General features: G+C 49.9%; 14 protein-coding genes and 1 pseudogene. 9 read left to right on the plus strand and 6 right to left on the minus strand.

What is annotated here, in order from left to right:
• Window positions 1–97: 97 nt before the first annotated feature.
• The 5 genes from PVOR_RS09405 to PVOR_RS09425 form a co-directional block, all read right to left on the minus strand.
• Complete coding sequence (locus PVOR_RS09405) at window positions 98–967, minus strand: YitT family protein (protein WP_006208921.1); 870 nt, start codon at window positions 965–967, stop codon at window positions 98–100.
• 17 nt (window positions 968–984) lie between these two features.
• Window positions 985–2,229 (minus strand): cation:proton antiporter, encoded by a 1,245-nt coding sequence (locus PVOR_RS09410; protein WP_006208922.1) that lies wholly within the window; start codon window positions 2,227–2,229, stop codon window positions 985–987.
• 3 nt (window positions 2,230–2,232) lie between these two features.
• On the minus strand, window positions 2,233–2,724 hold the full coding sequence (locus PVOR_RS09415) for a cation:proton antiporter regulatory subunit (protein WP_006208923.1): 492 nt from the start codon (window positions 2,722–2,724) through the stop codon (window positions 2,233–2,235).
• A gap of 235 nt (window positions 2,725–2,959) precedes the next feature.
• Window positions 2,960–3,304, minus strand: coding sequence for a hypothetical protein (locus PVOR_RS09420; protein ID WP_006208924.1), 345 nt, complete (start codon window positions 3,302–3,304; stop codon window positions 2,960–2,962).
• 141 nt (window positions 3,305–3,445) lie between these two features.
• A complete protein-coding gene (locus PVOR_RS09425) occupies window positions 3,446–3,637 on the minus strand; it encodes a hypothetical protein (protein ID WP_006208925.1) in 192 nt (63 codons plus the stop codon).
• A 210-nt stretch (window positions 3,638–3,847) separates the two neighbouring features.
• Here PVOR_RS09425 and PVOR_RS09430 point away from each other — a divergent pair, with 210 nt between their 5' ends.
• From PVOR_RS09430 to PVOR_RS09450, 5 genes are all read left to right on the plus strand, one after another.
• Window positions 3,848–4,474, plus strand: a complete 627-nt coding sequence (locus tag PVOR_RS09430) for a stalk domain-containing protein (RefSeq protein WP_006208926.1) — start codon at window positions 3,848–3,850, stop codon at window positions 4,472–4,474.
• A 48-nt stretch (window positions 4,475–4,522) separates the two neighbouring features.
• The gene (locus tag PVOR_RS09435) at window positions 4,523–4,954 is read left to right on the plus strand and encodes a hypothetical protein (RefSeq protein ID WP_006208927.1); all 432 of its coding nucleotides are present in this window, start codon (window positions 4,523–4,525) and stop codon (window positions 4,952–4,954) included.
• Window positions 4,955–5,157: 203 nt separating this feature from the next.
• A complete protein-coding gene (locus tag PVOR_RS09440; protein WP_006208928.1) occupies window positions 5,158–6,714 on the plus strand; it encodes an extracellular solute-binding protein in 1,557 nt (518 codons plus the stop codon).
• Window positions 6,715–6,745: 31 nt separating this feature from the next.
• On the plus strand, window positions 6,746–8,539 hold the full coding sequence (locus tag PVOR_RS09445) for a sensor histidine kinase (RefSeq protein WP_040680443.1): 1,794 nt from the start codon (window positions 6,746–6,748) through the stop codon (window positions 8,537–8,539).
• 35 nt (window positions 8,540–8,574) lie between these two features.
• Window positions 8,575–10,185 carry a response regulator transcription factor gene (locus PVOR_RS09450; RefSeq protein ID WP_006208930.1) on the plus strand — a complete coding sequence of 537 codons (1,611 nt, stop codon included), beginning with the start codon at window positions 8,575–8,577 and terminating at the stop codon, window positions 10,183–10,185.
• 168 nt (window positions 10,186–10,353) lie between these two features.
• Here the strand turns inward: PVOR_RS09450 and PVOR_RS30600 are convergent, their stop codons facing one another.
• Entirely contained in the window at window positions 10,354–10,497 is a 144-nt protein-coding gene (locus PVOR_RS30600) for a hypothetical protein (protein WP_160163984.1), read from the minus strand.
• Window positions 10,498–11,346: 849 nt separating this feature from the next.
• Between PVOR_RS30600 and PVOR_RS09460 the strand changes: the two are divergent.
• The 4 genes and pseudogenes from PVOR_RS09460 (at window position 11,347) to PVOR_RS09475 (ending at window position 19,852) form a co-directional block, all read left to right on the plus strand.
• Window positions 11,347–12,316: pseudogene (locus PVOR_RS09460) on the plus strand (ABC transporter permease).
• A 16-nt stretch (window positions 12,317–12,332) separates the two neighbouring features.
• Window positions 12,333–13,250, plus strand: a complete 918-nt coding sequence (locus tag PVOR_RS09465; protein ID WP_006208934.1) for a carbohydrate ABC transporter permease — start codon at window positions 12,333–12,335, stop codon at window positions 13,248–13,250.
• Between the two features lie 284 nt (window positions 13,251–13,534).
• Window positions 13,535–15,073 carry an extracellular solute-binding protein gene (locus PVOR_RS09470; RefSeq protein WP_006208935.1) on the plus strand — a complete coding sequence of 513 codons (1,539 nt, stop codon included), beginning with the start codon at window positions 13,535–13,537 and terminating at the stop codon, window positions 15,071–15,073.
• Window positions 15,074–15,196: 123 nt separating this feature from the next.
• Window positions 15,197–19,852 carry an S-layer homology domain-containing protein gene (locus PVOR_RS09475; protein WP_006208936.1) on the plus strand — a complete coding sequence of 1,552 codons (4,656 nt, stop codon included), beginning with the start codon at window positions 15,197–15,199 and terminating at the stop codon, window positions 19,850–19,852.
• Window positions 19,853–19,869: the final 17 nt, after the last annotated feature.

Raw genomic sequence — 19,869 nt, forward strand, 5'->3', positions numbered from 1 at the left:
AGGCCTAAACTTCGGAGTTTACACTCTCTGATATCTAAAAAAACAGGCTGGCTAGGGCAAACCCTTAGCCGGCCTGTTTCCATGGAAGAGAGAACACTTACTTCTGAATGATGGTAATCTCCGCATTCGGATCAAGGCTTCTCACGATCGCTTTTAGTCTGGGCATCTCCAGAATATGAACCCGGTAGACAAGCCGGGAGGATTTTAATGAGTTGTTCTCAAATCCTGTATCTTCATTCAAACTCTCCGTTTGGGGTTCATATCCCATGATGGCTTTCATACTGTGTTTGATCTCTGCTTCACTCGTACTATCAATCCGAACCTCCCGTTTAAGCGGAAGACGGGAGGTCGTAATGCGACCCGTCTCCAGCGCCATCAGGCATGCGATGGCAGAATACATCGCATGTTCCCAGCCAAGCAGCAGCCCTGCCAATGTCAGTACCATGATATTGATAAAGATATGGTTGTGGGGCAGCTTCAACCGGGTTAGCAGATGGGATAGCTGCTGCGGCATCTTGGGTAATTGAAGGGTATCGAGGACAACCCCGTAACGAAGGCAGATCCCGATGCCAAGCCCAAGGAAAATGCCGCCAATGCCTGCACTCCCGATCTTGCTGTCCAGTAGAGCAGGCATCGGGAAGAACAGGATCGAGCATATGGAAAAGGTCAGCAGCCCGATCGTTGCCGCAATGGCTTTTTCCCGATTGGACTTGTAATAAACAAGCAGGAGCAAAGGTAAATTGAGTGCAAATAGAAACATGCCTGTATGAAGCCCTGTCAGATGCGAAGCGAGTGCTGAAATTCCTGTCACACCGCCTGCAATGATTCCGCTAGGTACAAGAAACAGATCTAAGCCGAACGCCGCAATCAGCCCTCCGGTGGCAGCCATGATCAATCTTCTGGGTGTACTTGCCTTGCTTGCGGCGTCTTGTGCACCGTTCGTGACACGAACCGGGACTTGAACCATAGGCAATGTACCCTCCTTTATCCGCCAAGACTTTCATCCTTTAGCTTCGGTTTAACCGGTTTCTTCTCCTTATGGTCTTTAAATTTAAATATTTTGTTCAAGAAGTTGTATACATGCTTGGATTCCTTGGTCAGCAATGGTCCGAGTATGGCAAGAATGAGCACATACAAGGCTGCAAACGGTTGAATGAAGGCAGCTAGCCCGCCGGCTTTACCCATATTGGCGAGAATAATGGAAAATTCCCCGCGGGAGACAATCGTCAGACCGATATTGGAGGACGCTTTGGAAGACAATCCGGCACTGCGTCCGGCAAGCATACCTGCAATAAAGTTACCCAACAGCGTGATGACAACGGCGATCAACGATAACCATACAGCTCCACCAAGCTCGGATGGTACGATCGTTAAACCGAAGCTAAAGAAGAATATAGCGCCAAAGAAATCGCGGAATGGCAAAATCAAATGCTCAATCCGTTCACGATGCTCTGTCTCTGCCAGGACAAGCCCGACAAGCAGTGCACCGATGGCTTCCGCAACATGAATCGTTTCAGCGAAGCCTGCCAGCAGGAACAATGCGGCAAAAACAACCAGTGCAAATAATTCGTTAGACCGTATATTCAGCGCCCGATTCAGAAGCGGCACGGCTTTTCGGCCCAGAATAATGACAAGCAGCATAAACCCGAGTGCAATAACCGCAGATATCAATACTCCACCCAGCGAAGAAGATCCGCTTAATACGAGACCGGACAGAATAGAGATATATACGGCCAGGAATACATCCTCAAACATGATAATCCCGAGTATCATTTCGGTCTCCGGATTAGCTGTCCTTCTCAAGTCAACGAGCACCTTGGCTACGATAGCACTTGATGAAATTGTGGTTATTCCTGCAACAATCAGTGTTTCCGCCACCGGAAATCCGGAAAAAATTCCGATCATAAGTCCAAGTGTAAAGTTAATGGCAATATAGATGCTCCCACCGACAACGATGGATTTGCCTGATTTGATTAACCGGCCGACAGAGAATTCCAGGCCGAGGTAGAACAGAAGAAACAGTACGCCGATCCGCCCCATGAAATCAATGAGCGGAGCACTTTCTATAAAACGAAAATCAAATGATCCAAAATGAAATGCGTGGGGCCCTACCGCCATCCCTACAAGAATATAGAAAGGGACGACGGAAAACCGGAGTTTAGCTGATAGCAACCCCGCCAGGGCGATCAACGCAATCGCCAGTCCGACTTCTAAAACCAAATGATCCATTCATCAACCACGTCCGTTCATCAAGATTTGTTTAAATAGCCGCTGTTGTTGACGTTCGCCAACGACGACAAGCGTCGAATCCGGCGTGATAATAACGTCAGGCCCGGGATTGATATGTTTGCTGTTTTTGTGAACTGCCGCAATGATGGTTGCACCTGAAGCTTGACGTACGCCCAGATCACCAATGGATTTGCCTGCCCCATAGTAGTGGGGCTCGATGCGGTACCACTCAATAATCAATTCGTCCAGCGCCATATCGATTGTTTCTAGCGCCTTGGGTTTATAGGTCAGACCGCCAACGATGGCGGCAATTTGACGAGCCTCATCATCATCCAGGGAGATCATGGAGATGCTTTCTTCCGGATCGTCATATTCATAATGGTACATTTCACGGCGACCGTCGTCATGAATGATGATGACCAGCTTATCACCACCACGGGTATCGATTACAAATTTTTTGCCAATTCCGGGTAAATCCGTTTCGCGAACATGCATAGGTTAAAATCCTCCTAAGAAAATACACTTTTAGTTATGGGTAGACCAACGTCACACGGATATCCAAATTACGAGTAGCCAAATAAAACAATCCATTCATGATGTTCTGCACAGTCTTATATAAACCTAAGTGCATAGGTCAATCAGCACAGGCTCGTTGTGTTGCTGCATGAGTGATGAAAAATTGGCGAATTTAAGAAACCGCAGTCAGTTTGAATGCGAAAGGGAGGAATAACTAAACGAATATGGATGTGTATTTAATGGGGAATAATAATAAAAGCCGGAGCCGAAGTGGAATAATCGGCCGATAGGGCAGACGTGTTCTGGGAGCCTGCTGCAGAAGGACGGCCGAAAACATTAAGAACAATGGCAAGGAGTTGCCAGCTGCCTTAAGTTTGGAGAGAATTTGAGAGTGTTTCAGAACAGCCGCTTTCAGATGAAGGTCGTTCTTGTAGACGTACCGATCATCTTCAATTTCGTTGCTGTAATACTCTTGGACGGGAATGTAAAGAGCAAATGCCGTAACCAAAACAAGTATCAGCATCCATACGATTCTTGCTGTTTTTAAGAAACGGTTCACAGTTACTCCCCCCTTCGTCCCAAGCTTCTATGTTAATCATAACATAAAAATAATCGTTCTCAAAATGAGAACGATAAATAATTTTCAAACACTTTTACAGATCGATTATATTTTTTACATTATATTGAAGCTTGTCTAATTCTACTTTTTCCGAAGTTTATCGTAATTTTCTGTCTGGGGTTCGATATCGAGTTTCGTTTCATCCTTATCCTCCAAAATACCAAGGACAAGATCATCGATGTTGTCGGTTGCGGCTTGATCCGGACGGTCTGGCTCGGGAATGGGGTCAACGCCAGGGAATTGTCCGTCGAATTCGGGTTTCTTTTTGCTCATTAGGATCACTTTCCTTTCTGGCAATATTTTGGCTCAAAAGGATCGGTTCTATGTAACGAATAAACGCAGGGGAAGAAAGTGAAACAATGAAGGCATAAGCAGAATGGTAAAATTTTTCCTTCTATATAATGTAATTACATATATGAATCTCCTATATAGGAATATGCTAGAATGTACTGGAGGGATATTATACCAGGGGGTTACGATGTCATGAAGAAAAAAATGTTATGCTGTACCCTTGCTTTACTGCTTGTATCAGGCTCGGTCGTATCAGCACATCCGGGAAGAACGGATGCCAACGGCGGGCACACCTGCCGAACCAATTGTGAACGCTGGGGGCTGTCATATGGGGAGTATCATTATCATAACGGGGGAGGAAGCTCTTCCGGCAGCAAGTCGTCTTCATCCGCACCCAAGGCGAAATCATCGCAAAACAGCACGCCTAAGTCCGCGCCGAAGCCGGCTGCTCCGGCCTATGCCAAGTCCGGTCTTAAGGTTTATGTCAACGGCGGCCTGGTGAAATTTGATAGTGAGCCCTTGGTGTATAACAACATCAACTTGGTGCCGCTGCGGGAAATTGCAGAGGGAATGGGGGCTAAGGTCACCTGGAATCGTGAAGCTGCCAGCATTGGTGTGCAAAGAGGGAATCATAAAATAACGCTTACGATCGGAAGCAAAACGATATATTACAACGGTAAATCGGAGACCGTGGCAGTTGCTCCCAAGGTCATCGATGGCGTGACTTATGTGCCTGTTCAGGTATTCGCAAGAGGGCTTGGTGCTGGCATTAACTACACGGACCATGATAAAATTCTGAGAATCGCACTGAAGGAATAAAATGATGACAGCTCGAAAAAGAAGTCAAACAGAGAGGGAGAGTGCAGCTTGAGTTTTTTTGATAAATTTAAGGCCGGCGTGTCAGACGCCGGAAACAAAGCCAAAATCCTGGTTGAAGTTAATCGGTTAAAGCTGCAAAACAACGGTAAGAAGAGTGATATCGATGAGCAGCTGCTGGAAATCGGAAAAGTTGTATTTGCTGCAACTGAGGCGGGGCAATGGCCGCCCGAAGAGGAGAGCATCCAAAGCTATGTAGCCAAGATCCATCAATTGAATTTCGAAATCGAGCAAAATCTGCTTCACATCGCCAATCTTACGGATGAGAAGGTATGCAGAGGCTGTGGCAACAGCTCAGCGCTCAACGCCAAATTCTGTGCCCACTGCGGTCGTACGTTCGAAGTGATCCAAGTGCAATCGGAAGAGTTGCGCAAAGAAATCCCCTTGCTGGAGGAGACTCGAGACCAAGAGGAGCCGAAATAGTAGTTGGAGTATGACAGGATCCATATTTGTTGCTTCATGTAGAGCCGTACCCTGGTTCGGGAATGACCGGGGTATCGGCTCTTTTCTTTTGCCTGGGTGAAGGAAGCCGCATTTCATTACAGAATGATTATAAAGGTGATCTAACTCACCATAAAATCGTTATATAGTAGTATTAGCTTACCAGTTAGAGGGAGTGAGGACATATGCCGAAGAACAAGGCCTGTAATGATGAGTTTATTCAACGAGTGGGTCGAGAGGGGTCAAGGCTGCTAAAAGGTAACGTTCTAATTCTTCTATGTGTATTTCTGATATTCTTTGCTGCCGGATGCAGCGGTCCAAATCCTGCAGAGGAGGACAGCCCGCCGGAAAATCAACCGAAGAGTGCTTCAATCAACATCGTCATTTCGAGTCTCGGGATGACGTTCCCTGCAGGCATGGATGAGAATGACAATCCGTATTTAAATTACATTGAAGAGCGTACCGGACTTGAGATTGGGGTTAATCTGCCGCCGCCTGAGGTATACAACGAGAAGCTTGATGTGATTATGTCTTCAGGCAATTTGCCGGATATGCTTCATACCTATGAGCCGGTATGGTTTGACAACTATGTCAAACAGAAAGCGTTTATGCCGCTGGACGAGTTAATTGACAAGTATGGTCCCCATCTGAGAGAGAAAATTCCGCCGGAGGTGTGGGATCGGGTGAGATATGACGGCAAAATCTATGCGGTTCCCAGCTTGAATGAAGTGACCGGAGCAGAGCTCATGTATGCGCGCAAGGATTGGCTCGATCGGCTCGGCCTGAAACCTCCTGAAACGCTGGAGGAATATTATGAAGTCATCCGCGCCTTTACCCTGGATGATCCGGACGGCAACGGCCTTCAGGATACGATCGGGTTAACCCTTACCTCGAAATTGGGGCGCTCCTCCCCGTTTTTCGGTGCTTTCGGTACGCAGCGGAATATGTGGTTTGAACGGGACGGGCAGCTTGTGAACGGAAACATTTTGCCTGAAACGAAGGAGACCCTCGCATTTTTTGCCAAGTTGTATCAGGAGAATTTACTGGATCGGGAATTCCCTTTGAATTTACAGAACAATCTGTTCGAAAAAATAGAAAATGGCACGGTAGGGCTGTTCTCCGCGGCATGGTATGACACGCGGGGGCCGATTGCGGCCAACATGAACAAGGATCCGGAGGCAGAATGGATTCCGCTTCCATATCCGACTGGACCTTCCGGTTTTAAAGGGGTGGAAGGCAAGGATATTATCCGCGGCTACAATGTCATTCCGGCCAGCTCGGAAAATGCTGCCGAGGTGATCAAGATGCTGGATTTTATCGCCAGTGATTACAAAACGCTGAAGCTGGGCTTCGAGAATGAAATTTGGAAGTGGGAGGACGGGGAGATTGTTACGGATTTTACGCTTCATGACAAGCATTTATATCGCGGGATCTACCAGTCCCTGGTCGACGTGCCGGATGAATTGCTGTTTAAGGAACGGCTTGACTCGCTCGGCGACTTCAATTTATACAACAACTTGCAGATGATTAATCATCATATCATTCCCAACGCATTCTACGGAGTCCCTACACCTGCCATGACAAAGTATAACAATAAGCTTAAAAATCTGGAGGATGTGTTTACGAAAATCATTATGGGACTTGAGCCCCTGGATGCCTTCGATGACTATGTGAAGACGTGGAAGGAAGAAGGAGGAGATGAAATTACGAAGGAAGTTAATGAATGGTATGCCAAACCATGAGGACGATTTGGGCGAGGGAGGGGGAGATGGAATGATGGCGATGTTTCGCTGGATCAGGGATCGATTTTCGCAAAATATTCAAACCCGGCTGACCGGTTATTTTCTGCTGATCCTGCTGCCGCTGGTCATCATCAGCCTGTTTGCGGTAGAGCGGTCCAGAGCCATTCTCTATGAACAGGCCGTCGAACGGACAGAGATGGCCTTATCGTCTGCGATGAATCATTTTGATCTGGCACTGCAAAATGTGGAGGAGATCTCTTCCCTGATCTCGGGTGATCTTAGAATGAACGAGCTGCTCAATAAAAACAGCACCAATTTCTCACCTCAATCGATTGTGGATTTCTCCTATATTCTGGATCAGTTATCGGATTTTGTGTCGGTAAACCGGTATGTGTCCCAGATTACCGTGTACCACCAGGCATCCAACATGTTTATTTCCACCCATTACGGAGGAAAAAGGTTGATGGGCGAAACTCAGCAGGAATGGCTCGTCGAAGCTGCCCGGAGAAACGGAACGGGGATTTCCTACGTTATGTCGGAATACCCTGTGGCGGAAGGCGTCTCTTTTGGTCAGATGACCAACACGGACAGCATTTCCTTGATTCGGGCCATGGACTTATATAACGGTGAACGGCAGTCGAACCTGCTGGTCGTGTCTTTCAGCGAGAGCAAGCTGTTGAATATTATCAAGACGCTGCTGCCTTCGGAGAACAGCCGGATTGCCCTGTTAAACGAAAAGGGAGAAGTGGTGGTGGAGACCGGCAGAGTGTACGAGGAGGAGATCTCCGACAAAGAGATGACCGTCACCATTGACTCGGATTATTCAACATGGCGTCTTGAGCTGCTCCAGCCGAAGAGTGAGCTGTATAAAGAAACCGATCAGCTGCGCTTGTTCACGGTTGCGATAATCGTGCTTAGCGTCCTGCTGGCCATCATTATTTCGTGGGTGGTTTACAGTGGAATTGCGTCCCCTGTACTCAAATTGGCCCGCGGAATGAAGCGGCTCAGCAGCGGGGAGCTGAACATCCACGTTGATACCAAGCGAAAGGACGAGTTCGGTTTTCTTATCCAGTCGTTTAACAAAATGGCTGTGGTACAGAAGCATCTGATCGAGGACCATTATGAGCAGCAGCTGAGATTGACCACAACGGAGCTGAAATTTTTGCAATCCCAGATCAACCCGCATTTTCTGTACAATACGCTGGATTCGATCTATTGGACGGCGAAGAATTATGATGCGGATGAGATCAGCGAGATGGTCATGAATCTGTCGAAGTTTTTCCGATTGAGCCTGAACAAGGGCAGGCAGGTGTTCACGATTGAGGAGAGCATCACCCACCTGCACTACTATTTGCGCATTCAGCAGCTTCGCTTCATGGACAATTTCACCGTAGACTATCAGATTTCGGAAGACAGCAAGAGAGTACCACTCCTGAAGCTCCTGCTTCAGCCCTTGGTAGAGAATGCCATCATTCATGGCATGGAGGGGAAGTCATCAGGGGGATGCCTGAAGATTTCCAGCTGTATTGAGAAGGGGAATACGGTAGTGATCAGTGTGCAGGACAATGGACCGGGCATCGGAGAGGAAAGGCTGCGTTACATACAGCATGAACTTGCAATGATGGGCTCCCGGAGCGTGCCGGCTTCCTCTCAGGATGAGGAGAATGTGAAGGATCTGTTTGGTCTTCGCAATGTATTTAGCCGGATGAAGCTGTATTACGGCAGGGAGGCCAATCTGACGGTGCACAGTGTGCCTGGCGAAGGCACAACCGTCACCATCTCCATTCCGCTGGACCGCTGCAAGGAAGTTAATATGGAGTTATAGTTCATATCCAGATGGCTTAAAAGGGGAGGACCTGAATGAATCTCATGATTGTGGAAGATGAACCTCGGCTGCGCAATGCACTAGCCCACAATATCCCGTGGGACAAACACGGGATTGAAGTGGTGGGAATGGCATCTAACGGAGTCGAGGCACTTGAGCTAGTGAGCAGGAAGAAGCCTGATATCATGCTGATCGATGTGCAGATGCCTGAAATGGATGGACTGACGCTCCTTGGCGAACTGCGAAGCCGACAGGAAATCAGCAAATTAATGAAAATGATCATCCTGAGCGGACATGATAACTTTGAATTCGCGCAGATTGCGCTGGAATACGGGGTGTCCAAATATTTGTTGAAGCCGGCCGGCGAGGAAGAAATTCTCGAGGCTGTGCTGGAAGCGAGACAGCAGCTTCGAGGGGATCTGGAGCAGTGGCAGCGCAAGGCGGCGCTGGAGCAGAAATGGAAGGATAATCTTCCGCATTTGCAAAACCTATTTTTCATCCAATGGATCAGCGGCAAATATACGAGGCAGGACATTCTCAGCAAGAGCAGGGAGTTATATATTCCGCTGAAGGAGCATGACCGTATTGCGGTGGCTGTGGTGGATCTGGACCCGTTGCCTGAGCATGAGACCCGGTTTCAACGTGGAGATGTGGAGCTGCTGCAGTTTACCATGCAGTGCCTGGCGAAGGAGCTGCTGCCCCATCCTTCCCGCTGGATTACATCGGATTCGGGCAACCTGCTGCTGTTGGTGCTGATTGTGGAGGAGGACCAGGATGCCAAGGAGGCCATGCTGCGGCTGAACGCGGATGTATCCAAGCTCCTCTCGCAAACGAGGGAAGTGCTGAAGTTAACGGCAAGTGCGGGCATATGTGCATCCATCGGCACGATTGAAGAAATGAGCCTGCTGTATGTACAGGCCTGCCGGGCCCTGCAGGAGCGCGTCGTGTATGGACACGATCTCGCGATTCCTTACCGGGAACAGCTGAGACGGGATATCCAGGGCGTGATCGTGCAGCAGAACCTGGAGAAGGCACTTGAGATCGCGCTGGAAACGGCGGACGAAAGTAAGGCGCTGGAGGCGCTCAAGGGGTTGTGGGAGGAGGCCTTTACGAGATCCGAATCCTCGGACGAATTCCATGAGGCGGTTCTTTATATGAACAGCTTTTTCACCCGAATGATCCAGAAGCAGGGCTGGACGGTGAAACGCGTGGTTGGCGAAGATATCGATTATTTCCAAAACGTCAAACTGCTCAGCACTAAAATGCAGACGTTCTCGCTCCTGGAGCGAACGGTGAAACATATTGTCGCGTTTATGAGCGAGCAGCGGAAAACGACGAGCAATCAGGTGGTGAAGGATATTCTGAATCTGCTTGAGGAGGAGATGGACCAGGAGATTACGCTGCATACGGTAGCAGACCGTTTATACGTCAATTCCTCCTACCTCAGCCGGCTGTTCAAGCAGGAAATGGGGGTAGTCTTCTCTACCTATGTGCTGGAGCGCAAAATGGAGCGGGCCAAGTCGCTGCTGCAGGATGGATTTAAGGTGTACGATGCCGCCAGGCTGGTTGGGTACCGCGATGTCAGTTACTTCACCAAGGTGTTTCGCAAGTATTGGGGCGTGAACCCGGGGGAGTTTAAGGGATGAGCATGCGGGAGAGGCTGTACGGCACTACTGCACACATCTGAAGCCCGCTACGCGGTCATATCGTTCCTCCAATCGCTGTTGTCGCCGAATTTCCAGGAATGATGATGACAGCGGAAGAATTTCGGCTCCAGATTATGCTTTCGATGTGAGTTTTCCTATGGAAAACTTTCAGCCGACCGCTACCGCTTTTCCGGAATCGATACGTCCTCTCCGCTGGTCCGTGGGGGTCATGCCCACAAAAAGCTTCTCCCCCTTGTAGTTGGGGGGAGGAAGAAACGTGAAGCCCGCTGCGCGGTCATATCGTTCCTCCAATCGCTGTTGTCGCCGAATTTCTGGAATGATGGTTACGGAGGAAGAAATTCGGCTCCAAATTATGCTTTCGATGTGAGTTTTCCTATGGAAAACTTTCAGCCGACCGCTACCGCTTTTCCGGAATCGATATGTCCTCTCCGCTGGTCCGCGTGGGTTCATACTACCCCCAAAGCCTCCCCCCCCTTGAAGTGGGGGAGGGGGTAAAACGCAGCGCAGCAGAGCGCGCGGCAGTACATAAACTAACCAAACGAGCCGTTCGGGGCATACATCCCGAACGGCTCGTTTGGTTATCCCTCCAGCCCCAACCATCGGCAGGACGGAAGTAATCACCCGCATGGGCGCTTCAGATGGTTGTGCAGAAAGGCCAAGCTCGGCGCAGAGCAGACGAGGTGCTGCCTTTGGCGACGGTGCACGGCAAGCCATAAATCGACCGCCTAAACCCTAATGAGCAAGCTTCAACGGAGCAGGCGGAATTGTTCTGGAGAAGCGGCAGCGGTCCCCTTTATCCCCGGATTTCCACATTATCTATCCATTCAGATGAAATCCGGGGGTAACAGGGATCGGAAGAACAATCCGTATGCGGAGTGATGAACCATCCTCTTTTTTTGGCAGGGTATGCTTTGAATTTCAGATTTGAATTTCGTTGGCAGCGATTAGCCGATCGTGACAAGTTAACACCTCATGAAACGCCTGCCGTAACCTCATGTCATAATTACTGACGTCCATGCCCCAACACAACATCATATTACCATAAATAGTAATCATCCTCGCCTACTCAGTCTCCTCGGCGCGAATTACAATGTGTAGTAACCAAGGAGATTGAATCAATAGAAAGGGGGAGACGAGTCGATGAAACCCACGATAGAACCATCGCCGGCACCGCATAGAGAGATAAAACCAAAACGAGGATACTGGGGCCGTTTAGGGACGGACATTTGGAAAGAGTGGGTATCTTTACCTGCTGCTCGTGCCGGGCATCTTGTTCATTTTACTGTTCAAATACACACCGATGTACGGGATTACGATTGCATTTAAGGATTTCAACATCTTCACCGGATTTGCCGACAGCCCGTGGGTAGGATGGAAGCATTTCGAGAAGCTGTTCACGTCGCCGGACTTTGCGCAGGTATTCAAAAATACGGTTATCATCAGCTTCCTGAAAATCGTGATTTTGTTTCCTCTCCCCATTATGATTGCCCTGATGCTCAATGAGCTGAGGAATATGGTATTTAAACGCACGGTGCAAACCGTCATCTATCTTCCGCATTTCCTGTCCTGGGTCATCGTTGGCGGATTGTTTATCGATCTCCTCTCAACAAACGGAGGAATCGTCAACAAATTGCTGGTATCCCTGGGGATGGAGCAGATTGCTTTTTTCCTGGATAACAGCGTGTTCCGGGGCGTGCTGATCACGTCCGCAGGCTGGAAGGAAACGGGCTGGAGCACGATCGTATATTTGGCAGCGTTTACAATGATTGACCCGATGCTGTATGAAGCCGCGAAGATTGACGGGGCCGGACGCTGGAAGCAGCTGTGGCATATCACGCTGCCGGGGATCGCGCCGATTATTGTCCTGATGTTTATCCTGCGGCTCGGGAACGTGCTGGAAGCGGGAACGGAGCAAATTCTTGTCATGTATAATCCGGTGGTGTACCAGGTGTCGGATGTCATCGGAACCTATGTATACCGGCAGGGTCTCGGGAACCAGGATTACAGCTTCTCCACCGCGGTTGGCTTGTTCGAAGCCATTATATCCTTCACGTTGGTCATCATTGGCAATTCTATGAGCAGAAAATACTTACAGCGCGGGATCTGGTAAAGAAAGGATGGCGCATATGGATCACAAAAAAGCTTTGGAAGGAACAAACACCACCCGAGGTGTCATCCAAACCTCGTTTTCGGAAAAATGCTTCTCGGTATTCAATTATGCTTTTTTCATTGTGATGGGCTTAACCACGCTGCTGCCTTTCATGAATTTGATCGCCAAATCCTTGAGCAGCGAGGGCGCCGTCATATCAGGGCAGGTAGGGCTGCTCCCGGTCGGGGTTCAATTCGAAACCTACAAATATGTGCTTCAGGATTCCATGTTCCTGAATTCGCTCAAGGTGTCCATTTTTTTGACAGTGGTTGGAACGGCCTGCAGCCTGTTCCTGACTACGCTCACGGCTTATCCGTTGTCCAAATACCGACTGCGGGGACGAAAAGGACTGCTGTTGATCTTCGTATTCACGATGCTCTTCAGCGGCGGCCTGATTCCGACTTACCTGCTTATGCAGAACTTGAACTTGGTAAACTCCTTCCCGGTGTTGTTCCTGCCAGCGATGGTGAATGTGTACAACATGCTCATTATTAAAAACTATTTCGAGGGTCTTCCGGATGAGCTGGAGGAATCCGCCAAGCTGGACGGGGCGGGGAATATCCGCATCCTCGTCTCGGTCATTGTGCCGCTCTCGCTTCCCGTCATGGCAACGATTGGATTGTTCTTTGCGGTCGCTTTCTGGAATGACTATTTTGCGGCGATGATCTACATTACCGATCCGGCGATCAAACCCATGCAGTTGTACCTGAAGGAGCTGCTGGTTTCGTCCAGCGGGGATTTCCTGAAGGATAATGTCGACGCCGCGATTAACGCAACACCTCAGTCCATACAGGCTTCTTCAATCCTGCTGGCAACGATCCCGATTTTGCTGGTGTATCCATTCCTGCAAAAGTACTTTGTCAAAGGCGTGCTGGTAGGTTCGGTTAAAGGCTAGATTCATCAGGTGTTTCTTAAGAGACAAGGAAGTACCGGAAGGTTACCCACCTTATTTCATAGGAAAAATGTCCTCTATAAGCGGTCGATCTCTAGAGAAAGCACGTCGATAGACGTTTTTCTTAACATTATAGAAGTTGTAATTTCCGGGGTCCCGCAAAGTACCTGAATGGACTTCGGAGCAAGGCCCCACTTTGTGGGGTTCTCTTATAAAGGTGGTGATGCGCTTCGTATTGCTCAGGTGGCAGGATTCATTGAATTTCTCAATCACAAGGAGGGTTATCCATGATCAAGATTAAAAAATCCGCAGTACTGGCTGGAATTCTCGGATTTACGCTGGCGCTGTCCGGATGCGGCGGCGGGGGAGGCGGCACGACCGATACACCGGCGGCTCAGCCTTCGGATACGCCGGCTACAACCCCGAAAGACGAAGGGGACGGAGGGAAAACTGCCGAAAAACCGGGTCTGCGCATGATCATGCAATATGGATTGTTTGATCCTAAGACTGAATATGCGGCCAAGTACATCCAGGAAAGAACCGGATTCAATGTGGAATATGAACTGCTGCCGGCAGAAAATGCGGACGAGAAGCTGAACCTGCTCGTATCCAGCAAAGACAATTATGATCTGGTGAAATTAAATGCAGCCCAGTTCTACAATCTGGCATCTGCGGGAGCACTTGAGCCAATTGATGAGCTGCTGGAATCCCACGGCAATTATATTAAGCAATCCATTAAGCAGGAATCCTTCGGCAGTGCCACCATCGACGGGAAGATTTACGGCATTCCCGAGACTGGAGCAGGCGTAAGTATCGGGGAGGAACTGGTGGTTAGACAGGATTGGATGGATGAATTGGGACTGTCCACACCGACAAACGCCGATGAGCTTTACAATGTGCTCAAAACGATCAAAGAGAAGAAAAATGTCATTCCGCTCACGGTGAGCAATAAGGCCCCTGCTATTTATGGCAACATTGCCACGACATTTGGTGTTTTGACGGATTGGAAAGAGGTCGACGGCAAGCTGATGCATCGGGCTGAGCTTCCAGAGATGAAAGAGTACCTTACCTTTATGAACAAACTGTATAAAGAAGGATTGCTCGATAACGAGACTCCGATTAATACCGCACAGAAATCCATTGAAAAGTTTTCGGGTGGTAAAGCTGCGATGTATGAGCTGGCCTGGTGGAATGCCGGGACAACGATTGATGCGCTTACGAAAAACTTCCCGGATGCCAAAACGTCCATCATCCCTTACCTGAAAGGCAAAGACGGCAAAGCCGTTGTCGGTGTTAAAACGAACACCACTTGGTATGTAGCTATCCTGAAATCCTCAAAGAACAAGGAAGCCGCGATGGAATTCCTGAACGCGAAGTTGGAGCCTGAGACGTTCAAAGGCATCGCGCTGGGTAAAGAAGGCGTCCATCATGAAGTGAAGGACGGTAAGTACTATCCAATTCTGCCGATCTTTAATGATGAGCTCAACAATGCAAGCAGTTTCCTTACAGGTGTCGATGAAGAGAAGTACCCGATCTACTGGCAGGCACGCGTTCGTAAGGATCCGGTTCTGCAAGCACATTTCGAAGCTTTCCAGAAAAATGCCGAGGGTATTATCGTAGTGGATCCGATGTCAACAGCACCGCCAATTGAAGCTGTATCCAAATATCAGTTGAAATTGACAACCATGCTGGATGACAATGTGCTGCAATTCATTTCCGGAGCGAAGCCGATTGATGCATACGATCAATTCCTTGCTCAATGGAGAGCTGAAGGTGGAGCCGATATGGTAAATGCAGCGAATGAATGGTTCCAATCCACGAAGTAAATGATTTCATTTGAAGAAGCAGTCTGCATTTGCAGCTGCTTTTTCAAAATTAAGAATAAAGAGGTGTTGGTTGAATTTAAAGAGCACGGTTCATTCTTAATAAAAGAAGGGTGGTAATCATTAATGTATCGTTTATTTCGCAGGCGGATTGCTCTGCTACTCAGTCTTTCGCTGATCATATCCCTCATCGTGCCGGTTGGTTCTTCCGCGTTCGCGGATAACGAAGCTTCCCCGGCTCAAAGCGCGAGTCCCGACCCGATTACGCTGGTCTCCCAAGGCGGACAGAGTCTGGAGTTTACGGATATTAACGTGGCAGGTGACCCGCTGGAAGGGGAAAATGATTATTTGGCACTGTACACCAGCGGTGCAACCGTTACGGGCTCCGTATATACCGGCGAGGTGTGGGTTCCGACGCTGCAGGTTGCGGTTGCTGTGGATGCAAGCGGCATCGTACAGGATATCGTTGGACCGGACAGCGATCCGCCGACTGCCTGGGATCCCGGCACATTGCTGCCGATTCCTGTCGGGGGTTACGTTGTTGTAGCTGGCAGCACCAATGCGTGGGATCAATCCCTTTTTCAGAAACCTCTCTTTAATCATAACAAAACGGGAGACTCGGTGAAGCTGATGCAAGCTGGAGTAGAGGTGACTGCGGCCGATTTCCTGCCGGAGCAGCCGGGCCCGGGCCCAGGTCCGGATCCGCTGCCGCCGGAGCTGCATCTGATTACACCAAACGATACAACCGTGGATATTCCGGTCGCTGAGATTGCAGGTTTTGTGGCTAATTATGCCGAGGACCTGGATTTAAGCGTCACCGTCAATGGCGATGAGAGCACGCTTACAGCGGATGGGGTGTTTCGCACGAATGTTTATTTGGAGCCGGGTCCGAACGCAGCTGAAGTTAAGCTGTTCAAGGGAGAGGGCGAACTGGCTGCTCAAACGCTGAACATCGTGTATGAACCGATTGAGAACCAGGATTATATTGAAGTTGAGGCGGCGCCAAAGGACATTACCATCGACATTGAAGGTCCGCGCAAGCAGCTGGATTACGTTGACAAGGATGTCACGGGCGTGCCTAACATCGTGGCGGTGTTTACAAGGGATTATGGCACCGCCATCACGATTCCTCAGACCAATGTTGCCGTGCAGGTGGATGCCAACAATCGTGTACTAAGGGTCATTAATCCATCCATCGACGGCAAACCTCCGGTATGGACTGGACCGACCGATCTTGAAATACCTGAAGGCGGTTATGTGCTGATGGCACAGGACAACAGCTATGCAGGCAATAACATCAAGCGGTATTTGGCCGAGAACTTTAAGGTTGGGGACATGATTAAGCTGCGCAAGAACGGAGAAGTGGTACAGGTACGCGACATCATGAGCGGCAACGGGCTTATTGCCCGGCTTACGCTGGATAACCAGGCGATGTATACGGTAACGGAAGGCAGCACCGTGATTTCTGGCCGCATTGACAACATGGACGATATCACGGCGATTAAACTGCTGATGAACGATAACGAGATTTCTTTTCAAGCAGATGGTTCATTCTCCTACACTTATACGCTTGCGAATGGGACCAACTATATCGAAGTCAAAGTGCTGAAGAATGACATCGAGCAGGATGTTCGTCATCTTGCGGTGTTTGCAAGACCTGGGTTTTCCCCGGAAAAAGAAGTTATTCTCTGGGTGGACCAGGCTTCCAATGCGAGAAAGTTCAAAACCAGCGAGGATGTTCTGGCTTTTCTGACAAAAGCCAAGGAGACGGGTGTTACTTCGATTGCGTTTGATGTAAAAGGCGTTGAAGGGTATGTATCGTATAAAAAGAATGACCTGACAGGCAGACCTTACGTCAGTGAGATCAAGGCACCCGAAAAAGCGGGAGCAAGCCCGGATCTGGACCTGCTGCAGGAGTTCATTGACCACGGCCATGCGCTGGGTTTGGAGATTCATGCGGCAATCAACGTGTTTGCCGAGGGATCGATCGCTCATAACGAGTATGCGGTTCTGAACGATCACCTCGACTGGGAGGAGCGCGTGTATTTTCCTGAAAACAACGGGGAGATCAAGCGTCTTCGCGAAAGCAAAAAGCAGGGCTTGGTAGCCTTTGTCAACCCGTCCAATGACGAGGTCCGAAATTATCAGCTCAGAACCTTTGAAGAAATCATGAAGAACTATGATGTGGACGGCGTTATCCATGACCGGAGCCGGTATGACAACGAAGGGGCCGATTTCAGTGACGAAACCCGCGTGAAGTTCGAGCAGTTTTTGCAGGCCCGGGGCAAGCAGCTTGTCAATTGGCCAAACGATATCTTCTACTATGAAAACAATGCAAGAGTATACGGCCCACTGATTCAGGATTGGTGGGAATTCCGCTCAGGGACGATTCAGAGCTTCTTCGGCGAAGTGAAGACGCTGGTGGATTCCTACGAAGCGTCAAAGGGAAGAAAGATCGAAGTCTCCTCCTATGTAGGATCCTGGTACGAAACGTATTATTTGAACGGCGTTAACTGGGGCAGCAAGAACTTCCGGTTTAATCCCGCGCTCGGCATGCCGGACGAATCGGTGTATACGCCGGAATATTATCAGACCGGGTATATCGAGCATTTGGATTTCCTGATGATCGGGGCGTATCAAACCACCAGTCAGGAAATTCAGAAATACATCACGCTTGGCAACATCGTTACGAACGGGGAAATTCCGCTGTATGCGGGCATTGCGATGAACAATGTGCAGGCACCGGCCGTTCAGCGCGAAGTGTTCCAGGCGGGCTTGAAATCCACGAACGGACTTATGCTGTTTGATGCATCCCAGGTCAACTGGCCGATTGCGGCAGCTGCTCTGCAGGATAAGGAGTGGGTGAAGGATTACCAGCTTGGCATGAGTTTGCCTGGAAGTCCGGATTCGTTCCTCGAAGGCAATTTCTATAATATTAACCGGATTGAGGGCAACGTCAATGTGATGACGGAGGCCTTCGGTTACTCAACTGGTACGAACCGCTTCGGGGTTGAAGTGGTTGTGGACCCCACGGGTCACGTCACACGCGTGGTCAATCGGAACCAAGCCATTAAATGGAGCTGGGGATCGCCGGAGGAGAACAACAGCGTCATTCCGCAAGGCGGCTTCGTGATTTCGACGCTGGATCCTTCAGGCACAAGAACGCTGCGGCAGCTTGTTGCCAATGCCTATAATACGGGCGACCAGGTTCGTTCGGCGGTACTAAGCGGACTGATGGATGATGAAGGCAAAGAAACGCGCGACAGCCAGCTTGCATTAAAAGGCATGGTTGAAGTTCTGGGACCAGGCAAAGCAACCGTGAAGGTTAATGGTGCGGAGGCCGTCATGTCAGCGAGCGGAGAATTTACTGCCAATATTCCGCTGGCGACCGGTGTGAACTCCATCACGGTGGATGTATTCGTTGACGAATACAAAACAAACAGTAAAACATTTGAGGTGATCCGGACCTCAACGGGTGATGGCGGATCGGAGCCAGGCCATCCAGGTTCTCCGGGCAGCGGCTCCGGTTCATCCGGTGGAACGACATCTCCTAAACCACCTGTGCCAGAGCGCCTGAGTATCAAAAAAGAAACGGCTGAGGGTGGTCGTACGGTCATCGTAGCGGATGCAAGCGAGAGCGCCATGCTCGCGGATGTGGAACGTCTCAGCAAACTGCCTGCGGCCTCGCGCCTGCTTACGTATACGGTGACGGACACGTCGGATTCCGTCGTTCTTCACTTGCCGGTTCAGGGACTGAGCGCTGCGGTGAAGGAGCTGCCAGGGGGATCCATCCTGTTGGAATCCTCCCTTGGCCGCTTGGAAATTCCGCTGCAGTCGCTGACGGAAGCGCTGCAGCGTCGGGGGGCGGCCGATAGCCTGCAAATTCGCATCGGTTTTGCTTCGAAAGAAGAAGAGGACCGGATGAAGGCAGCCATGGAGGATGGAGCCTCCATGCTGGATGCGTCGCTTGCCTTAACCTTGGCTTGGAAACAGGGTGACAAATTATCGACGCTGCCAGCACTGAAGGGAGCTTACGCGAAGTTTACCAAGGTGCTGTCCCGTGTCGTCAGCCCACCCCAAACGACGGTGTTACGATGGGATCCGGCATCCGGCAAGGCAGTGTTCGTGCCGGCACTCATTCGAACGGCCAACGGAAAATCCCATGCGGAGTTTAAATGGACGGAGAGTGGAGTGTATTCCGTTGTCTCCTATGCGAAGACGTTTGCGGATTTAACAAGTCATTGGGCACGCGAGGACGTATCGCTGCTGGCTTCGAAAAAAGTGATCGAGGGTTTAAGTGATACGCGTTTTGGTCCGAATGAGCCGATCACGAGGGCGCAGTTTACCGCGATGCTCGTTCGTGCTCTTGGACTGAAGGAGCAGGGAGCCGATGCGGGCTTCCAGGACGTGAAGACAAACGATTGGTATGCAGCCGCTGTGGCCACTGCTGTGGAGAATGGGCTGATCGAGGGCTTCAGCAATGGTACGTTCCGTCCGAACGAAGAGATTACACGTGAGCAGATGAGTGTCTTGCTGCTCCGGGCGCTGAAGCTTGCCGGAACGGAATTGGAGGCAGGAGACCCCGCATCTATATTGGAAGGATTCAAGGATCGCGACAGCATTGCAGCCTGGTCGGAAGAGGCCGTATCGGCCATTGTAAGATCAGGCCTGATGGAGGGACGTTCGGCCGACAGGTTCGTGCCGGGAGCTCATTCCACCCGGGCTGAAGGAGCGGTAGTATTAACCAGAATGCTGCAGATGGCAGAATTCATGAATCGATAAAGTCAAAATCCCCGTTC

It is taken from the genome of Paenibacillus vortex V453, from assembly GCF_000193415.1.
GTDB classification, from domain to species: domain Bacteria; phylum Bacillota; class Bacilli; order Paenibacillales; family Paenibacillaceae; genus Paenibacillus_AQ; species Paenibacillus_AQ glucanolyticus.